The organism is Thermococcus sp. AM4, from assembly GCF_000151205.2.
Classification (GTDB): Archaea; Methanobacteriota_B; Thermococci; order Thermococcales; family Thermococcaceae; genus Thermococcus.
The window spans coordinates 623,988-639,478 of sequence record NC_016051.1; the positions used below are offsets into that span (position 1 = coordinate 623,988).

Below are 15,491 nucleotides of genomic sequence, written 5' to 3' on the forward strand. Positions count from 1 at the left end.
TATGACCGTCCACGTGGCTTTGCTCGGAAGAACGCCCTGGGCCCTCGTGAACACCTACTACGCCTCGGTCATGAGGGGTGAGCGGCCGAGGGCCGTTTACGTTGTGACGGAGAGGAGGTACTCTCGCCACCTCCCGAAGATAGTCGAGGCCCTGAGGGAGATCTCAAGGGCTTACGGCTTCGAGCCGGCGATAGAGACGAGGGTTATAGAGGACGACGACTTCCTGATGGCGGAGAGGGTTTTCCGCGAGCTCTTCTCAAGGATAAACGGCGAAGACGTGATCCTCAACATGACCTCCGGAAGGAAGGCCCTCGTCGCGGCGGCGATAGTCCAGAGCAGAAACTGCAACCTGAGGGAGATCCTCTACATGGCGCTGCTCGACGTGGCCTTTCCGAACAGGCCCTACATGATGCTGCCGCTTCACATGCAGAGGCTCAAGAACTTCCTCGGTGATGGCGATGATCGAGGTCGTGATTGAGAAGCCCGAGCTCCAGATACTGATAAACCTCCTTCAGAAAAACGGGATCACCGTGAGCTATCCCCTTTACGAGATACCCCTCTTCTCCGCCAGAGAGAGCGAAAAAGGCTACACCCTCAGCGTCCTCGCGGGGAGGCACGACTTCAGGGGCAGGCACCCGGAGCTTCCCACGTACTCGGACTTCTACGAAACGTTCATCTCGTCGGGCATCGTGACATACGACAACATAGAGGAGTTCGCCCACATGCTCGAGGTGTACCGCGTTCTGCGCAAGGGCGTTTCCTTCGCCCCCGACACGAACCTCTTCTACCACCGCTTCATATCCTCCTACCGGCCGCTCGATGGTTACCAGATCGTCGTTGCAGAGGACGTCAAGAACGAGATCGAGGCCGCGATGAACTATAAGTACAGGCACCAGCAGCTCATCGAGATCTCGCGCGAGGTGAAGAACGGCCACCTCCTCCGGGAGCTCTCCAACAGAAGGACCAAGAAGGCCAGAAAAGCTGCCTACATAGCCCTCAAGGAGTTCGAGGCCCTGAGGGACAGGATAATAATCGCCGAGAGGTACGGGAGCGGCCACAACAACGACGAGGTTATCGTGAAGACCCTCAAGCACTTCGACGAGATGAGTCCCTCTCTGCTCGTCTTCCTGACGGCGGATCTGGCGATAACGGACGTTGCCCGGATGGAGGGCCTCGAGTACTTCCTCTTCGAATACCCCACGGGGCCCCTTGGAACGCACGAGGTCTCGGCGTACCAGCTGAGGACGCTCATCTTCAACCTGGCGGCTGTTTTTGGCGTTATAGACCTCAACGGGACGATAGTGTACGGCGAGTTTGGTGGAAAGAGGAAGCTCAACGAGCTCAAGCTCCTGTTCCGGGATGATGAGCTTTTCCAGAGATTCCTGTTCCACCTGAACCTCTGCAGGAAACTCGAGGCGATAATGAGAGGGTGAGCCCTGAGGTACATAAAAGCACTTCGATGTTCATCTTTTCGGTGAGGTAAGATTATAAACATCGCCGCGAAGGTAGAGCGGTGATGCTCATGGCGCTGAGCGACAGACTCGAGCTGGTTAACCCTTCTGAGATCAGGAAGCTCTTCGACCTGGCCGCGGGTATGGAAGATGTCATTTCTCTCGGAATCGGCGAACCGGACTTTGACACGCCCGGGCACATAAAGGAGTACGCCAAGGAGGCCCTCGATAAGGGCTATACCCATTACGGTCCGAACGCGGGCCTGCCGATGCTGAGGAAGGCCGTTGCGAGGAAGCTCAAAAGGCAGAACGGCATCGAGGCCGATCCAAAGGACGAGATAATGATCCTCGTTGGGGCGAATCAGGCCTTCCTGATGGGCCTGGCGACCTTTCTAAGGGACGGTGAGGAAGTCCTCATCCCGGGCCCGATGTTCGTTAGCTACGCCCCGGCCGTTATTCTCGCCGGCGGAAAGCCGGTTGAGGTCCCGACCTACGAGGAGAACGAGTTCCGCCTTTCCGTTGACGACCTCGAGAAGCACGTGAGCGACAGAACGAGGGCGCTCATCATAAACACCCCCAACAACCCGACCGGTGCGGTTCTGACCAAGAAGGACCTTGAGGAGATCGCGGACTTCGCGGTCGAGCACGACCTCATCGTCTTCAGCGACGAGGTTTACGAGCACTTCGTCTACGATGGCGCGAGGAACCACAGCATAGCCTCGCTCGACGGCATGTTCGAGAGGACGATAACGATAAACGGCTTCTCCAAGACCTTCGCCATGACCGGCTGGCGTCTCGGCTTCGTCGCGGCTCCAGCGTGGATAATCGAGAAGATGACCCGCTTCCAGATGTACAACGCCACCTGTCCGGTTACGTTCATCCAGTATGCGGCTGCCAAGGCCCTCGAGGACGAGAGGAGCTGGAAAGCCGTTGAGGAAATGAGAACCGAGTACGACAGGAGGAGGAACCTCGTCTGGAAGCGCCTCAACGAGATGGGCCTCCCAACGGTGAAGCCCAAGGGGGCATTCTACATCTTCCCGAGGATCAGGGACACGGGCTTAACCGACAAAGAGTTCAGCGAGCTCATGCTTAAGGAGGCGAAGGTTGCCGTCGTTCCGGGCTCGGCCTTCGGAAAGGCCGGCGAGGGCTACATAAGGATAAGCTATGCAACGGCCTACGAGAAGCTTGAAGAAGCGATGGACAGGATGGAAAAGGTTTTGAGGGAGAGGAACCTTGTTTAGTTTCCCCTTTCCAGGACGTGCCTCTCAAGAACGTAGCAGTGGAAGGTACCCTCTAAGACCCTCTCTCCCCTCTCGTTCAGAACCTCCGCCCTCACGATCTTTTTTCTCCCGAGATCCTCGGCAACCTCGGCCCTCGCGATCAGCTTTTCACCGGCCTTAACGGGCTTGAGGAACCTCACCTCGGCTTTTCCAAGCACGACGGTGGGCTCGTTGACCGCGAGCATGGCCGCGTAGTCGGCCAGACCAAAGGTGAAACCGCCGTGAACGAGGCCGTACTCGTCAACCGCTATCTCGTCGGTCGTTAAAAGCTCGACCTCGGCTTTCCCGGGCTCGATCTTCAGGGGCCTCCCAACGAGCCTCTCCGATGCAAGCTCGTGAGTCCTCTGCTCCATCGCGATCACCGGTTAGAGTTCCACGAGATCCTTTAAAACTTCCCTCACTCCCGGACCAACGGCCTCAAAGAACTCTTCCCTGCTCCTGAAGGGCCTTTTCGCGAGTATCCTTACGGCGGTTTTCCTGCTAATCCCGGGGATGAGGCCCAGAACCTTCGGACTCTCGCGGTTCACGTTTATCGGAACCGGAACCCCGGTTATGCTCCTGAAGCCGTGGTCCACTATGAGGACGTCGTAGAATCGGTTGAGGGGAATTTCCTTGGGAATGCCCACGATGAGTGGATAGCTGCCTATCTGCCTCCCGTAGGTCAGCCCGTTGTCGAAGACCTCCGCTCGAACATCCCTCAGCACCGTCCCAACGGGGACGACCCTCTTGAGCATGGGCAGATCGATCTCGTGCCTTATCTTGTGCCTGTAGTGCTGGATTAAGCGCTTGTGCTTTTCCGTCTTGACCTTGCTCCTCATGTGCCAGAGCGGCGTTCCCGGAAAGACCACCACCTGACGGATGTTTATCCTCCTGACCATCAGCCCATCGTCGAGGAGTCTCTTGAGGAACTGGAAGGTTATCTCGTAGCTTTTCTTCGTCTCGCCCGGCAGGCCGAAGATAATGTTTATTCCGGGCAAAAGCCACGGCATGCCGTTGTAGCCCCTCCTCGCGCCGACCTCGTTGAGGATTTTCACTGCCTCGTAGGTTTCCTCGGCGGTTGCGTTCAGGTTGTTCAGCTTTGCCACCTTCGGATCCGCGCTCTCGAGGCCGAAAGCAACGACGTTGCCCGGCGTTCCGTACTTTATGAGCGCCTTCGCGATTCTCACGCTCTCTTCCGGGTAGTTCGCTATGACGGCCGGATTCGCGTTGTCCACGTGGAGCGTTTTTACTTCCGGCGCAACAGAGCGGATTCCAGCGAAGAGCCTCTCTATTGCCTCGGGGTTGGGAACCGGCACGCGACCGTTCGGCCTCGCCATGTAGGAGAATATGCAGCTCTGCCTTCCAACGCGGAAGTGTCTCACGCCAAGCCCGTATAGGGCCTTCACCTCGGCCACGACGTCCTCAACCGGCCGGTCTTCAACTTTTCGGTACCTCACCGGCTCGGTGCAGAAGGAACAGCCGCCTATGCCCATCGCCTTCGGACAGCCGCGCTGGGTTTCAACTTCGACGATGACGAAGTCAGGGAAGTCGGGAAACTGTTTCACGACCTCCGCTCCGAGGATTGCGTAATCCCTCAGCTCCGCATAGGTCCTGAAGCGGAAGGGGTCGGCGTCCTTTGGGCTGGTCAGGTAGTCGAAGAGGAAAGCCTCCAGATCGCCGTAGACGACGTGATCGAAAACGCTCTCGGCAAGCTGGAGTTCCTTGCTCGTGATCTTAACGCCGCCCATCGAGGCCGAGCCCATGAAGGCCGGTCCGCCGAGGATTTTGGTGGCTTTCAAATCCCTTATGAAGCGCGCCACCTCTTCAACGCTCCCCGGGACGGCGGAGAGGTATTTTCCGGGCGTGTGGAGGCCGCCGATGTAAACCAGCAAATCCGCCCTCTCCAGGATCTCCCTGACCCTTGGAAAGTTCGGAGTTTTGTTCCTCGTCTCTATTCCCCTCTCACCGAGAAAAGTTGCCCTCAGGTCGTCTATCGTTAGGTAGAACACCCGAGCGTCCTTCTTGGCTTTTTTTATCGCACCGTAGGCGTATCTCGGATAGATCCCGAGGTATGGCGGAACGCCCAGACCGGCAGGCTCGTCGGTGTAACCGTCAACGAGAACTACCCTCATGGCCTCCGACTGGGAGGGGGAATTTAAAAGGGTAGCGTTCAGCCCGAGAAGGAGATGTAGAGGAAGATCGCGTAGATCGTCAGGAAGACGAGGCCGGTCTTTCTTCCAACGCGGTTGTTCCTTCTCAAGGAAAAGGTCAGGATTAGCATCACGAGGAGGGTCAGCGGGACCGTTCTGTGGAGGATCTCGGGATCGACCTTTATCGGCCTTATGAGCGAGGCTATGCCTATAACCATGAGGATGTCCAGTATGTCGGCGCCGATTATGTTGCCCACGCTTATGTTGGGGAGACGCTTTATGGCTGCCATAACCGCGTTCGTGAACTCGGGCAGGGAGGTTCCGATGGAAACGAGGGTCAGGCCTATGACGACCTCTGAAATCCCCGCGGCCCTGGCTATCTCGACGGCGCTGTTGACGACGAGCTTCGCGCCGACGACGACGAGCAGGCCAGAGCCAAGGAGTATGAGGACGTCCCTCTTTGGATTGCCCCTCTCCGCTTCGATGGCCTCAAGGCTCATGTGCTCGCGGTAGAGGTAGTAGAGGAAGCCGAAGTAGATGAGGATGAGGCTCAGACCGTCGAGCCTTCCGATCGTGCCGTCGAGCATGAGGAGTGAAACGTACGCCGTTATCGCCACCAGGAAAACGGAGTGCTTCCACGAGGTTTCATCCACGTCGAGGGGGAGTATCATCGAGGCGACGCCGAGGATGAGGGCTATATTGGCGAGAGCACTCCCGATGGCGTTGCCCAGGGCTATGTCGCTGCTCCCCCTGAGGGCGGCTAAAGCCGAGACCGTGACCTCTGGCAGGGTGGTGGCGACGCTCGCGAGGACGAGGGCTATTATGAACTCGCTCACGCCAAAGCCCTTCGCAACCCTCGCAGCGGCCTCTATGAAGAGGTCGCTCCCCTTTATCAGGAGAACCAGGCCTACCGCAAAGGCTCCGAGAACGACGATCATTGATTCCATTGTCATCACCGGGCTTCCTCGTTTTCGGTCTTCCGCGAGGGCGTCATCTTGATGACGTAATCGGCGGCGTTCTGGAGGGCAACGGAAAAGCCGGGCTCAACGCCTATAACCACGGTCTCCTTTCCGCGCCTCTTCGCCTCTATTATGAGGGGCAGAAAATCCGCGTCGCGGGAGGCGAGGGCTATGACGTCCACGTCGGCGGTGTAGATCATCTCCATCGTCTCGATCGCGACCCTGACGTCGGTGTCGCCGGCAACGATGACCGGCTCGAGCCCCTGGTTCACTATCGCCTCAACGAGCCCCTGGGGGGCGTACTGGTTCAGTATCACCTTGGCTATCCTGACGCTCCCGATCCTGTTGAGGGCCTCGATTATGTCCTCGAGCTTTATGCCGAACTCCTTTCGCAGTATGTTGGGGCCGTCTATGATGAGGCCGATCCTCTTCTTGGGCTGTTCCTCCTCCTTCTCGCCCCTCTTGAGTATCCTGAAGAGGCTATTCCTCATCCTCCTCACCGCCGAGAACTATGGCGTAGTCTGCCGCGTGCTTCAGAGCAACCGAAAAGCCGGGCTCAACGCCTATAACAACCGTTTCCTTGCCCTTCTCCTTGGCCTTGAGTATGACGGGCAGGAACTCAGCGTTCCTCGTGGCTATGGCTATGACGTCGATGTGGGGGTTGTAGATCTCCTTCATCGCCTCGACAGCTAACTTAACTCCCGTCTCGCCCGAGACTATCATCGGCTCGAAACCCTGATTTGAAACGGCCTCTATGAGCCCCTGAGGGGCGTACTGGTTGAGAACGACCTTCGCAACGCGGATGTCCCCGATCTCGGAGAGGACTTCCACGAGATCCTCGAGCTTGACGCCGAGTTCTTTCCTCAGCATGTTGGGGCCGTCTATCAGGAGGGCTATTCTCTTGCCGCGCGATATCTTGCTCTTCATCTGGCCGATGATCCTTATGCCGCTCTTCGTCATCGATACTATCTTCTCCCACTTGCCGCTCATGGGGAACACCGGGGACACCGCTGTTACACGGGGAATAGAGGGAAGGGAGTTAAAAAGCTATTCATGCCTTCAGCAGGCGCTTGTAGTAGTACCAGAGGCCCCTTATGATGTCGCGCACCTCAATCATTGTGAAGGTCTCGGTTCTGTCTATGAGCTTCGCCGTCTCCTCCCAGCTGTGGGCCTGGAGAACGCGGTAGATGAGGAGCCTTATCTGCCTCTCGTCGAGGTAGGGCTTCATCCAGCCGTCGAGGAAGTAGAGCTTCACTATCGGCTTCACCGCATCGACCACGGTATCGTAGGTCAGGACCTTGCCCGTGAAGGCATCAAGCCTCTTCTTCTGAATCTCCGTGAGGTGAACCGGATAATCAACGGCCTCGCCGAAGGGCGTCTCAAAGAGCCAGCGCGCTATCTCTGGCTCGAGCTCCCTGTGCGTGTCTCCGAGCCACTCGGTGAGCCTTATCCTGAACTCGTCGTTGGCCTTCTTGATTAGCTTCTTGGCCCTCTCGCTTATCGGCTTGAGGACTATAGCGGTGAACTCACCGCTGACCGGGTTCCTCGCGGGGCTGAGGTGAACCACCGCGAAGCCGTTCCTGACCCAGAAGCGGACGAGTTCCTCACTCGCGCCAAATCCCGAACCAATCCAGTCGAGGCCCTTTTCGCGAGCCTCCTTCTCAAGGAGCTCCAGTGCCTTGCTTCCCAGGCCTCTGTCCATCGCGTCCGGGTGGGTTGCTATCCTCACTATCCTGTAACCCTTCAGCTTCGCGAACTCCTTCAAATAATGGTGCTTGACCATCATGTCCGGGATTATGTTTCCGCGAGGCTTGTAGCCCTTGGCCATCTTCTCTATTACTTTCTTCGGGATTCCTCCTTCCTTGGCAATCTGTATCGCCGTCACTATCTTGCCGTTCTTGAGCCTGAGCACGCGGGCCTCGTGGTGTGGAGCATCAGCGAGTAAAGCCACGTCGCTCGGCCTGTTGCGGTAGTGCGCTAAGATATAGATTCCAACGAAGTTTCTGAGGTCCTCCCGGTCGTTCTCGAACCAGTCGTCGAGGTCGGGCTCTTCCAGATAGACCTCCTTCTTCTCAATCAGCTCGAAGTCCTCCTCGGTGAGCTCCACAGGCTCGGCATCGAGCAGGAGAACGTCGAAGAGCCACCGTTCAATCGGGTCGTTTTCCGCATAGCGAATCGGCTCGTCCATGTGGAGCTCCTTAAACTCCCTCTTCTCCCTCGCCCTCTTGAGGAACTTCACCGAGAAGCCCCTTCCCGCTCCCTCGTAGCCGTGAATCGTTGAGGAGTAAACGACGCGCTCCTTGTTGAGGTACTTGTGGAGTATCGGGACGTGGATTCCTGCCGCTTCGTCGAGAATGTAGAGGTCTGCGCTCTTCTTGTAACCATCGGCCGGCGGGTAATAGCGGAGGCCGATTTTCCTCGCGTAGAGCTCCTTTATCAGCCCGCGCTCTTCAACGACGTAGGGCTTGAAGCCGAGCCTTTCCAAAGCCCTCTTGGCGAAGCGGAACAGGGCCTGAACGTTCTCAAGCTCGGGGGCGGTAACGACGATTCTCGTCCTCTTCTTTAGGGCCAAAGCTAAACCTATCGCGCCGATTCCGACGGAAACGCTCTTGCCCCTTCCCCTATCTGCCGTCAGAACGAGCATTCCGCCCTCGACCAGCTCCTCGAAGGCCTTCAAAACCTCGACCTGGCCCTCGGTTAGGGCCATCTCGTAGAGCTCCTTCGGGAAGAGAGTCTCCTCCGGGATAGGAACTCCCTTTCTCGCTTTAATCCTCGCCTGGCTCTTGCTCCTCTTCGGCTTTTTCCTGGCCTTTCCGCCCTCGGTGATGATGTAAATTCCATCGTGCTCCGTGAACTTCCTGATGAGCCTTCTATTGAAGCGCTTCTTGACGTCGTCTATGGTGTAGGGGGGCGTTACAAGGCTCTTGTGAAAGCCCGTCCACATGTTCTTCCACTTCTCGAAGGGGTGAGCCAGTATGAAAATCAGCCCTCCACCACGAACGGTCTCGATAATCCTTCCGAGGTCGTTCGGCGAGTAGTCGTAGCTCATATCGAGGATGAGCAAATCGTAGGTCCTTCCGAGGATGTCGCGGGTGTGCTTGAAGGTAACGGCCTTTACCTCGACGTTTGAGCCAGCCAAGACGTCGAAGTGCTTCCTGAAGGCCTCGTAGCGCTTTCTGCCGAAGGTCTCCTCGCCGAGCGCGTCGGTGGCGTAGAGGACCTCTATTTTATCCTCGCTCTCGTCGCGGAGGCGCTTCTTCATGAGCTCTTCCAAAATTCCGCTCAGAACCCTCGCGGAGGCCCCCGCGAGTATTCCGGCCAACTCGGCCTTCCTCAGTGTATCGCCCTCGATTACAATCATTCTCCTGTGGAAGTTCTCAAGGGCCTGGGCTAAAGCCGTCTCGGTGAGCTTTAAGATTGAGTCCTTAACCTTCTCGCCCTTCGCGTAGTCTCTCACTTCCTTGTCAAAGCGGACCTTCACGGTCATAGCGACCCCCCGCTAAAGGGGAGAAAGTTGGCTTAAAAAGGTAGCTCAAACCTTTTAATCTCCACCGCGTAGCTTTGTGCATGAAGGCCGAGATCAAAAACCTCATAGACAGGGGGACGTACAGGAAGCTGCCCCTCTTTGAGGGAGAACTGCCCGAGAACAGCTACGCCCAGATAGTGGAGATCAAGCCCGGGCAGACGGTCGGGAGGCACTACCACCTGCACCAGTACGAGCTGTTCTGCATACTGAGCGGCGAGGCAAGGCTCGGCATCGGCGATGAGGAGTACCTCGCGAGGCCGGGCGATATATTCCTCGTCAAGCCGAGAACTGTTCACTGGGTGATCAACGAGCGCGACGAGCCCTTCAGGCTCTTCGTGGTTAAGCTGAACTACCGCGGAGACGACTCGGTGTGGCTGGATTAACGATAGGCACTTTCCCGGGGTCTTAGGTCCGTTACCACTATCACTTTTTCCTCCCAGTAGACCGTGTAGAAAAGGCGGTAGTCCCCAATCCGAAACCGATACGTATTGGTGTGACGGCTTTTGGTTCCTTTCACTGGCTTTACATCAAAGGGAGGTTTGGGAAAAGGGTTGTGCTCCAGAACCCTTAAGAACTCCGAGAGCTTTTTCCTCTGGCTCTCTTTCAGGTATTTCTTGGCGTTCCTGATGACATTCCTGTCCACCACAACCTGAAAGGGCATTCAATCACCTCATGCCTCAAGCTCCCTGAGGGCCTCCTCAAGGCTCATGCCTTTCTCTGGGTTTTTCCTAAGTTCCTCTGCTTTCCTGAGGAGTTCCTCGTAAAGTTCCTCGTTCACGATCTCAGGCTCCTCAGACTCGGCTATTAGCCTCAGAAGCTCCTCTTCAATTTCATCGAGCTTCTTCCGCATCTCTCTGATATCATTGAGAAGCCTGATGACACTCACTCCCATGATACCACCGTGTTCCGTACGCTATGGAGTTAAAAAGGGTTTTGGAAAAGCTTAATTTCTCCCGGCGCAATCCACATTGGTGGGACGAAAATGGAGAGAACGATCGGCATCCTCGGCGGCATGGGCCCGCTCGCGACTGCGGAACTCTTCCGGAGGATAGTGGTGAAAACGCCTGCAAAGCGGGATCAGGACCATCCGAGGATCATCATCTACAACAACCCGAAGATACCCGACAGAACCGCCTTCATCCTCGGTAAAGGCCCGGATCCAAGGCCCGAGCTCATCGACAGCGCGAAAAAGCTCGAGAGCTGGGGCGCGGACTTTATCATAATGCCCTGCAACACGGCACATTTCTTCGCAGAAACGATCCAGAGGGCGATAAGAATTCCCCTCGTGAGCATGGTCGAGGAAACGGCTGAGCGCGTGAAGGAGATGGGCCTCAGGAAGGTGGGCCTCCTCGCGACGGACGGAACGGTTAAGGGCCTGGTCTACCACCGTGCCCTTTTGAAGAGGGGAATAAGCATAGCCGTGCCCGGGAAGAACGATCAGAGGCTCGTCATGAGGGGCATCTACGAGGGGGTAAAGGCCGGAAACCTCGAACTGGGCCGGGAACTGCTCCTGAAGGTCGCGAAGAAGCTCGAAAAGAGGGTGGAGGGGATAATAGCCGGCTGTACTGAGGTCAGCGTTGCGCTCAGGCCAGAGGATTTGAGCGTTCCCCTAATCGACCCCATGGACGTCATAGCGGAAAAGGCGGTGAAGTTAGCCCTCGGCCTTGAGGAGCTCAGAGCTCGATGACCATTCCGGAGTGGAGCCTGTGGAAGCGCTCGCCGTAGGCCTCAAGGAAGGCTGCCTCGGCTCTTAAACCTGTGCAGTGGCCTGTGTAGACCTCCTCAATGCCGAGCCTCTGGAACTCCTTTACGGTTCTCTTTATCCTTTCCCCGCTCGCCTCAATCAGGTGAAAGCCACCTATAACGGCCCTAATCCGCTCCTCCCCCGTTAATCGTGTCGCGTGCTTCACTATGCTCACTATTCCCGCGTGACTGCAGCCGCTCACAACCACGAGGCCTTTCGGCGTTTTGGCAACGAGGCTCATGTCGTCCCTCAGTTCGTCCCTAACGACCCTTCCGTTCTCGATTGTGTAGACCTCGAGCTCGGCCCTCTCGAAGTTTTCTCTCTCCGCTATCTCGCCGGTTGAGAGGACGTTTTCCGTTATCGGGAGCGGGTCGGCGGTGAGGTAGAGCTCAGCGAGTTCTTCAACTTCCTCCCGCCTGAAGGGAACGCCGACCTCGCGGAGGTATGGCCTCGTGATGAAGTGCCTCCTGAAAATCGAGGGATGCGCTATCACCGGAACGCGCCTTCCGATGGCCCTTAAAATTCCCAAGAGCCCGCCGGTGTGGTCGTAGTGGCAGTGGCTCAGGAAGACATAGTCTATCGAGGAGGGCTCTATTCCGAGGAGCTTCATGTTGTAAAGCACTGGCTCGGCGCTCTGGCCGGCATCGAAGAGGATTCTCTTTCCATCTGCCTCGATGAGGAAGCTCACCCCGTGCTGGGCCAAGAAGGGGCTCTCGTAGCCGGAGTAGTCCTCGACGAGTACGTACACCTTCAAGCGGCTCACCACAATAAAATAGGGAAAGGGCGTTTATGCCTTTCGCCTCCACAGGAACGCCGTGAGAAGGGGCAGTGCAATCAAAAGCCCGGGCCCGCAGAGCTTCCAGCCGCCCTTTGAGGAGGTAGTGGTTGTTGTGGTTGTGGTAGCGGCGGTCGTGGTTGTTGTCGTTGTAGTTGTGGTGCTTGTAGTTGCTGTAGTGGTCGTGGAGCCCGAGCCCCCGGATGAAGTGGTCGTTGTGGTCGGGTTTTCAGAGGGACAGAGGGCCTTAAGGCCGTCCCTGATCGTCTTGACCCGGGGAGTAACTTCCTGAACTGAGACGCTCGCGGGGACGGGCTTTCCTCCGGAGCGGACCCACGTTTTGGGATTGACGCCCTCGACCGGAAAGTCGAGCCTCTGAACCGTGACGCGGCAGTTAGTAAAGCTCCCGTTTTGTGAGAAAATCCCCAGGAAGAAACTCGACTTCGCTAAGCTCCCCGTACCGAGGCTCGTTCCGTTCAGTCCGCCCGCGAAGACTATCTCACCAGAAGGGAGGGGCTTGAGGGCCCTTATCCAGTCAATACCCCTGCTCCCGAGGAGAACGGACTCCCCAACGGTTCCGTGTTCGTCCATGAAGAGAAGCCACGCCTGTGGGGTCGGGGCGGAGTATGTTATGCCGCTGAGGACCAGCTTTCCATCGGGAAGGAGCGAAACCGCGTTTGCCCAGTCCTCGCGCGGACCCCCGATGAGCCGGGCCCAGAGGAGCCTTCCGTCGGGGTTCGTCCTGATCACGAGCAGGTTGACGTTGGTCCTGTTGTTGGAGATGGTACTGTAACCTACGAGCGTTACTCCTTTAGCATCGACTTCCAGGTCGTAAAGCCTGTCCATACCTCTGAAGCCGTAAGTCCTCTCCCAGAGCAGCTTTCCGTCTGCATCTACCTTCGCCAGCCAGAAGTCAGGTGAGCCGGTGGCGTTGGACTGGGCGATTCCCGCTATGTAAATCCCCTGGCCCGGAAAAACCCTCATCGTGACGGGGACGACCCTGAGGCTGGTGTTGATGATGTAAGCACTCTCCACGAGCCCCTCTGAATTCAGCCTGAGCAGGAGGGGCTTCTCGCTGGCGGAGGAGAGGGCGAGAATTCCACCTCCGTAGGGAACGGCGGAGTAGATCATCTCGGTGTTGTATACCCTGCTCCACTTCACGTTCCCTTCCTTATCAACCAGAAAGATCCAGCCCCCCCGGAAGGAGGCGCTTCCGCCGGCGATGAGTATTGAGCCGTCCGGGAGCACTTTAACGCTCGAGACGAGATCCCTGCCGGTCCCGCCGTAGGCCTTCTCCCAGAGAACCTTTCCGTCTTCCCTGAATGAGACGAGTACAACGTCGAAGTCGCCGATGCCGGTTCCGTTGGAGATCCCTGCGGCGACTATGGCGTTTCCACCAGCGTCCACCGCGATAAAAGAGCCGAGTCCAGGGGTGGTTCCCTCCATCATGACGGCCCCTCTGGCAAAGCCAGCCGTTAGCAGAAGGATGAGCACGAGTAACCTGACCTTCAATCCCTTCACCCGGAGTGGAATCGAGGGGGATAATAAAAAGTTGCCGCTCACTCGAACTCGTCCGAAACCTCAAGGCCGTTGCCGTTCTCCTCTTCCAGCTCCCTTATTTCAAAAACCTTGAGTGGAACCCTCTTGAGGGCCTTCCCCACCACGGCCTTCGCTATCCTCTCGGCGTGCTCTATACTCTGGGCGTTGAAGACCTTGAGCGTGAGGTATATTCCAACCAGCCCGACGGAACCTATCACGAAGGCGCTCTCGAAATGGGCGCCGCAGACGGGACACTGGGAGTAGCCGATCTCGACCCTCACGAAGTCGAGGTTCTCCTTGTTGAGGGCCTTCGCAACCTTGCTCACCGCGACGTTTATCGCGTCCTCGCTCGTTTCCACGTCCTTGACGATTATCGGGGCCTCGAGCACAACGACGTAGTCCCCCATGGTCTCACCTCACCCGAAGGCAAAGAGCCTGTCGTCTTCACCCCTGAAGACGCCGAGCCTCACACCGGCGTCGATAAAACCGTGGGCGTAGTTCAGCGCCGCGAAGGCGGTCACGTAATCACCCCTCTCGTAGTAGTATTTGGCGTCCTCAAAATAGCTCCTCGCCATCGTCAAAAAATCCTCGGCAACTCTGTGGAGGAGGCTTTTCTCGTGAACTGCAACTTCGAGGGCCTTGAGCGCCTCCTCGGTTATTCTAAAATACCTCTCGAGCTTCTCCTCGGTGATCTCTCGCCCCACCGGTCTCGCCTCGCTGAGGGTTGGGCCGCGGTTTTATAAACCTTGCCCACCATCACCGTTAAATATCCGAACCCCGTAACTCCAAGGGGTGAGGCCATGATAAAGGTCGTCTTCTTCGACCTTGACGACACGCTCATCGACACGAGCAAGCTGGCGGAGATCGCGAGGCGAAACGCGATAGAGAACATGATAAGGGCCGGCATGCCCGTCGATTTTGGAATAGCCTACCACGAGCTCCTCGAGCTCATAAACGAGTACGGGAGCAACTTCAGCAGACACTTCGACTACCTCCTGAGGCGCCTCGACCTCCCCCACAACCCCCGCTGGATCGCCGCAGGGGTTATAGCCTACCACAACACGAAGATCTCCCATCTCAAAACAGTTCGGGGGGTTAAGAGAACCCTCCTCCGCCTCAAGGAGATGGGTCTCAGGCTTGGGGTGATCACGGACGGAAACCCCATCAAACAGTGGGAGAAGATCCTCAGGACGGAGATAGAGGACTACTTCGATGCCGTTCTCATCTCAGACTTCGTGGGCGTCAAGAAGCCCCACAGGAAGATCTTTGAGAAGGCTCTCCGGAAGTTCGAGGTCCAGCCGGCCGAAGCCCTAATGGTCGGGGACAGGCTTTACTCCGACATATACGGGGCCAAGAGGGTTGGGATGCACACGGTCTGGTTCAAATACGGGAAGTACGCCAACAGGGAGCTCGAATACCTCGAATACGCCGACTTCGTTATCAGGTCTCTTGAAGAAGTGCCGAAGATCGTGAGGGGACTCGACGATGAGGAGAAAGAGCGTGCAGATTCGGAAGTTCATGCTGATTGACTCCGCCTACAAGTCGAGGATCCTGCGGGGAGACAAGGTTACAACCATACGCTACGGCAGCTACGAGGCGAAGCCGGGGAGCGAGGTCTACCTCGTGGTAACGCCGAGCGACACTGCCATAGCGAAGGTCAGAATCACGAAGGTCGAGCGGAAGAAGGTTAGGGAGCTCACCAACGAAGATGCAAAGCTCGACGGCTTCTCTGACGTTAGAGAGCTCCTCCGCGAGCTGAACAAAATATATGGAGACCTCTACGGGGACGACGAGGTCACGGTGATAGGCTTCGAGGTCGTCAAGACCTTCAAGGACGGAATCCCGCTGAAATGGCTCAAGGGTCTCAACTACCGCGAGCCGGAGGAGATAGCGCGCCTTTACCTCGAAAACCAGGAAAAGTTAAACTTCAACCGCGAAACGGACTTCATAATGCGCAGGATTTACAACGAAGGTCTCGGAAAGGCCGTCAGAACCTTCGGGCCGAAGAGGGTCCAGCAGGCGCTCCTCAAGGTTTACCACGGGCTTTACAACGAGGGGCTGATTTAGAAAAGCTTTTGAGGAACTCTC

General features: G+C 57.1%; 19 protein-coding genes. 7 read left to right on the forward strand and 12 right to left on the reverse strand.

Annotation, left to right across the window (positions count from 1 at the left end; genetic code table 11):
• Position 1: 1 nt before the first annotated feature.
• The 3 genes from TAM4_RS03460 to TAM4_RS03470 all read left to right on the forward strand — a co-directional run bounded on the left by TAM4_RS03460 (position 2) and on the right by TAM4_RS03470 (position 2,692).
• On the forward strand, positions 2-478 hold the full coding sequence (locus TAM4_RS03460; RefSeq protein WP_014121852.1) for a hypothetical protein: 477 nt from the start codon (positions 2-4) through the stop codon (positions 476-478).
• Positions 459-1,433: a hypothetical protein gene (locus tag TAM4_RS03465; protein WP_014121853.1), complete on the forward strand. Its 975-nt coding sequence runs from the start codon at positions 459-461 to the stop codon at positions 1,431-1,433. The genes TAM4_RS03460 and TAM4_RS03465 overlap by 20 nt, the downstream gene beginning before the upstream one ends.
• Positions 1,434-1,522: 89 nt before the next feature.
• A complete protein-coding gene (locus TAM4_RS03470) occupies positions 1,523-2,692 on the forward strand; it encodes a pyridoxal phosphate-dependent aminotransferase (protein ID WP_014121854.1) in 1,170 nt (389 codons plus the stop codon).
• Here TAM4_RS03470 and TAM4_RS03475 read toward each other — a convergent pair.
• The 6 genes from TAM4_RS03475 to TAM4_RS03500 all read right to left on the reverse strand — a co-directional run bounded on the left by TAM4_RS03475 (position 2,689) and on the right by TAM4_RS03500 (position 9,306).
• On the reverse strand, positions 2,689-3,084 hold the full coding sequence (locus TAM4_RS03475) for a PaaI family thioesterase (RefSeq protein ID WP_014121855.1): 396 nt from the start codon (positions 3,082-3,084) through the stop codon (positions 2,689-2,691). The two genes, TAM4_RS03470 and TAM4_RS03475, sit on opposite strands and share 4 nt — an antisense overlap.
• A 12-nt stretch (positions 3,085-3,096) precedes the next feature.
• The gene (locus TAM4_RS03480; protein WP_014121856.1) at positions 3,097-4,842 is read right to left on the reverse strand and encodes a radical SAM protein; all 1,746 of its coding nucleotides are present in this window, start codon (positions 4,840-4,842) and stop codon (positions 3,097-3,099) included.
• Between the two features lie 38 nt (positions 4,843-4,880).
• Positions 4,881-5,807 carry a calcium/sodium antiporter gene (locus TAM4_RS03485; protein WP_014121857.1) on the reverse strand — a complete coding sequence of 309 codons (927 nt, stop codon included), beginning with the start codon at positions 5,805-5,807 and terminating at the stop codon, positions 4,881-4,883.
• A 5-nt stretch (positions 5,808-5,812) separates the two neighbouring features.
• The gene (locus tag TAM4_RS03490; RefSeq protein ID WP_014121858.1) at positions 5,813-6,310 is read right to left on the reverse strand and encodes a TIGR00288 family NYN domain-containing protein; all 498 of its coding nucleotides are present in this window, start codon (positions 6,308-6,310) and stop codon (positions 5,813-5,815) included.
• Complete coding sequence (locus tag TAM4_RS03495; RefSeq protein ID WP_014121859.1) at positions 6,300-6,809, reverse strand: TIGR00288 family NYN domain-containing protein; 510 nt, start codon at positions 6,807-6,809, stop codon at positions 6,300-6,302. Before TAM4_RS03495 ends, TAM4_RS03490 begins: the two co-directional genes overlap by 11 nt.
• Positions 6,810-6,870: 61 nt before the next feature.
• Complete coding sequence (locus TAM4_RS03500) at positions 6,871-9,306, reverse strand: tRNA(Met) cytidine acetyltransferase TmcA (protein WP_014121860.1); 2,436 nt, start codon at positions 9,304-9,306, stop codon at positions 6,871-6,873.
• 80 nt (positions 9,307-9,386) lie between these two features.
• Between TAM4_RS03500 and TAM4_RS03505 the strand changes: the two genes are divergently transcribed.
• Positions 9,387-9,728 (forward strand): cupin domain-containing protein, encoded by a 342-nt coding sequence (locus TAM4_RS03505; protein WP_014121861.1) that lies wholly within the window; start codon positions 9,387-9,389, stop codon positions 9,726-9,728.
• On the opposite strand, the gene TAM4_RS03510 is transcribed toward TAM4_RS03505, so the two are convergent.
• Positions 9,725-10,006, reverse strand: a complete 282-nt coding sequence (locus TAM4_RS03510; RefSeq protein ID WP_014121862.1) for a type II toxin-antitoxin system RelE/ParE family toxin — start codon at positions 10,004-10,006, stop codon at positions 9,725-9,727. The two genes, TAM4_RS03505 and TAM4_RS03510, sit on opposite strands and share 4 nt — an antisense overlap.
• 9 nt (positions 10,007-10,015) lie before the next feature.
• Positions 10,016-10,237 carry a hypothetical protein gene (locus tag TAM4_RS03515; RefSeq protein ID WP_048149865.1) on the reverse strand — a complete coding sequence of 74 codons (222 nt, stop codon included), beginning with the start codon at positions 10,235-10,237 and terminating at the stop codon, positions 10,016-10,018.
• A gap of 90 nt (positions 10,238-10,327) precedes the next feature.
• Between TAM4_RS03515 and TAM4_RS03520 the strand changes: the two genes are divergently transcribed.
• Complete coding sequence (locus tag TAM4_RS03520; RefSeq protein ID WP_014121864.1) at positions 10,328-11,032, forward strand: aspartate racemase; 705 nt, start codon at positions 10,328-10,330, stop codon at positions 11,030-11,032.
• Here TAM4_RS03520 and TAM4_RS03525 read toward each other — a convergent pair.
• From TAM4_RS03525 to TAM4_RS03540, 4 genes are read right to left on the reverse strand one after another with little or no spacing between them, the layout of a single operon-like run.
• Entirely contained in the window at positions 11,019-11,837 is an 819-nt protein-coding gene (locus TAM4_RS03525) for an MBL fold metallo-hydrolase (protein WP_014121865.1), read from the reverse strand. The genes TAM4_RS03520 and TAM4_RS03525 overlap by 14 nt on opposite strands.
• Before the next feature lie 39 nt (positions 11,838-11,876).
• Positions 11,877-13,385 carry an amylopullulanase gene (locus tag TAM4_RS03530; RefSeq protein WP_237702130.1) on the reverse strand — a complete coding sequence of 503 codons (1,509 nt, stop codon included), beginning with the start codon at positions 13,383-13,385 and terminating at the stop codon, positions 11,877-11,879.
• A 38-nt stretch (positions 13,386-13,423) separates the two neighbouring features.
• A complete protein-coding gene (locus TAM4_RS03535; protein ID WP_014121867.1) occupies positions 13,424-13,810 on the reverse strand; it encodes a DUF555 domain-containing protein in 387 nt (128 codons plus the stop codon).
• A gap of 9 nt (positions 13,811-13,819) precedes the next feature.
• Positions 13,820-14,107, reverse strand: coding sequence for a DUF357 domain-containing protein (locus tag TAM4_RS03540; protein WP_014121868.1), 288 nt, complete (start codon positions 14,105-14,107; stop codon positions 13,820-13,822).
• Positions 14,108-14,203: 96 nt separating this feature from the next.
• Here TAM4_RS03540 and TAM4_RS03545 point away from each other — a divergent pair, with 96 nt between their 5' ends.
• Positions 14,204-14,932 (forward strand): TIGR02253 family HAD-type hydrolase, encoded by a 729-nt coding sequence (locus tag TAM4_RS03545; RefSeq protein WP_048149869.1) that lies wholly within the window; start codon positions 14,204-14,206, stop codon positions 14,930-14,932.
• Positions 14,889-15,470 carry an ASCH domain-containing protein gene (locus TAM4_RS03550; protein WP_048149872.1) on the forward strand — a complete coding sequence of 194 codons (582 nt, stop codon included), beginning with the start codon at positions 14,889-14,891 and terminating at the stop codon, positions 15,468-15,470. The genes TAM4_RS03545 and TAM4_RS03550 overlap by 44 nt, the downstream gene beginning before the upstream one ends.
• Positions 15,471-15,491 lie beyond the last annotated feature (21 nt).

Coding starts and splice junctions, on each gene's coding strand:
- TAM4_RS03460 (WP_014121852.1), top strand. CDS start 2: ATGACCGTCCACGTGGCTTTGCTCGGAAGAACGCCCTGGGCCCTCGTG.
- TAM4_RS03465 (WP_014121853.1), top strand. CDS start 459: ATGATCGAGGTCGTGATTGAGAAGCCCGAGCTCCAGATACTGATAAAC.
- TAM4_RS03470 (WP_014121854.1), top strand. CDS start 1,523: ATGGCGCTGAGCGACAGACTCGAGCTGGTTAACCCTTCTGAGATCAGG.
- TAM4_RS03475 (WP_014121855.1), bottom strand. CDS start 3,084: ATGGAGCAGAGGACTCACGAGCTTGCATCGGAGAGGCTCGTTGGGAGG.
- TAM4_RS03480 (WP_014121856.1), bottom strand. CDS start 4,842: ATGAGGGTAGTTCTCGTTGACGGTTACACCGACGAGCCTGCCGGTCTG.
- TAM4_RS03485 (WP_014121857.1), bottom strand. CDS start 5,807: ATGGAATCAATGATCGTCGTTCTCGGAGCCTTTGCGGTAGGCCTGGTT.
- TAM4_RS03490 (WP_014121858.1), bottom strand. CDS start 6,310: ATGAGGAATAGCCTCTTCAGGATACTCAAGAGGGGCGAGAAGGAGGAG.
- TAM4_RS03495 (WP_014121859.1), bottom strand. CDS start 6,809: ATGAGCGGCAAGTGGGAGAAGATAGTATCGATGACGAAGAGCGGCATA.
- TAM4_RS03500 (WP_014121860.1), bottom strand. CDS start 9,306: ATGACCGTGAAGGTCCGCTTTGACAAGGAAGTGAGAGACTACGCGAAG.
- TAM4_RS03505 (WP_014121861.1), top strand. CDS start 9,387: ATGAAGGCCGAGATCAAAAACCTCATAGACAGGGGGACGTACAGGAAG.
- TAM4_RS03510 (WP_014121862.1), bottom strand. CDS start 10,006: ATGCCCTTTCAGGTTGTGGTGGACAGGAATGTCATCAGGAACGCCAAG.
- TAM4_RS03515 (WP_048149865.1), bottom strand. CDS start 10,237: ATGGGAGTGAGTGTCATCAGGCTTCTCAATGATATCAGAGAGATGCGG.
- TAM4_RS03520 (WP_014121864.1), top strand. CDS start 10,328: ATGGAGAGAACGATCGGCATCCTCGGCGGCATGGGCCCGCTCGCGACT.
- TAM4_RS03535 (WP_014121867.1), bottom strand. CDS start 13,810: ATGGGGGACTACGTCGTTGTGCTCGAGGCCCCGATAATCGTCAAGGAC.
- TAM4_RS03545 (WP_048149869.1), top strand. CDS start 14,204: ATGATAAAGGTCGTCTTCTTCGACCTTGACGACACGCTCATCGACACG.
- TAM4_RS03550 (WP_048149872.1), top strand. CDS start 14,889: ATGAGGAGAAAGAGCGTGCAGATTCGGAAGTTCATGCTGATTGACTCC.